General features: G+C 68.3%; 1 protein-coding gene. It reads left to right on the forward strand.

Annotated features, from left to right (window positions below; translation table 11 throughout):
- Positions 1–10 precede the first annotated feature (10 nt).
- On the forward strand, positions 11–1,147 hold the full coding sequence (locus tag PGX04_RS25800; protein WP_273741112.1) for a DR2241 family protein: 1,137 nt from the start codon (positions 11–13) through the stop codon (positions 1,145–1,147).
- The last annotated feature ends 230 nt before the right edge of the window (positions 1,148–1,377 follow it).

A 1,377-nucleotide genomic window follows, 5' to 3' on the forward strand; every position in this document is an offset into this window, starting at 1 on the left:
GGACTGACGCGTGACGGTGGCGACGGACGATCTCGAGGCGCTGATCGACCGCGCGTCGTCGGGCGTCGCGTCCGACGGCCTCCGAATCGACGAGACGGACGACGGGTACAGCCTCGAGACGGGCGAGAATCGATGGCCCCGGCTCGACGAGGCCGCGTTGGGGCGCGCCCTCGAGTCCAGCGAGGAATACGTCACGAACTGGCGCTACTGGCAGGAGACGGTCGGCGGGGAGGGGACCGCGCGACGAGCCTTCCTCCGGTGGTGCGAACGAGCACCGCTCGCGGACGCCGAGGACGCAGCAGATGCAGAAGCCACGGTCGATGCGCCACTCGCCGTCCCCGAGCGGTACGACGCGCTGCGCGACGGTATCGACCGCGAGTGGGGCCAGCTCTCTATCACGGCCCGCTTCGTCGATATCGACGACCCCGACGGCGAGCGCGTCTACGACCTGTGGCACGTCGACGACGCGGATAGCGATATCGTCGATCTCGAGGTCCACGACGAACCGCGACACGCGCGGGAGATCGCGACGCACGACGATGACGGCCGCTATCGGCCGCTGAAGACCGCACCGACGCTCCCCGCCGGCTGGGCCTTCACCGGTCTCTCGGGCGACGACCTCGTCGACGCGGTCGGGTTCTTCTATCCGGCGACGATCGCCAACTGGCATCGGGAGCGACAGGGGACGCTCGACGTCGACCACTGGCTCGAGACCGCCGAGCGACAGACCGGGATCTACGACGTGATCGACGAGCTCCCCCGCGAGGCCGTCGAGTGGCTGACCGAGGCCTGCTGCGTCGACTCCCAGTGTCTCCGTCGGCGGGAGTGGGAGTACGAGGACGGCGACGAACTCGACGCCGACGGCGGCGACGGCCCCTTCCCCTGCCGCGAGCCGTGCTCGCTCGTGATCGCGGCCGCTCGCAAGTGGGCCATCCTCGAGTCCGAGGTAGAACGAACCTACGAACTCGAGTTGACGACCAGCGAACTCAACCAGCTCGAGGAGCTGATCGACGCGGTCGCCGAGGGGCGGGTCGACGAAATCCGCGAAGCCGACGTCAACGACGGTGCGAACCGCTACCGGGCGCGGTACCTCCGGGCCAAGCGATTCGGCGAGGAGGGGCTCGAGGCGACGCCGATCGACGAGTGAATCGGATGCCGAGACGAAACTCGTATTCCGGCTCGAGATACGGACTCGAGGCCGCGTCCCGCCGGAACTCGTATTTCGAACCGTCGGCTGGATTCGTACTGACAATTCGCACCGACGATCCGCGACGTTCTACTGAACCAACAGAAACAGCGCGACGGCAAGCCCGACGACGACGATCGCGAGCCCCGCCGTGACGACCGGACCGCCGATCGACGCCGCCGTCAGCGCGG

It is taken from the genome of Natrinema soli, from assembly GCF_028618695.1.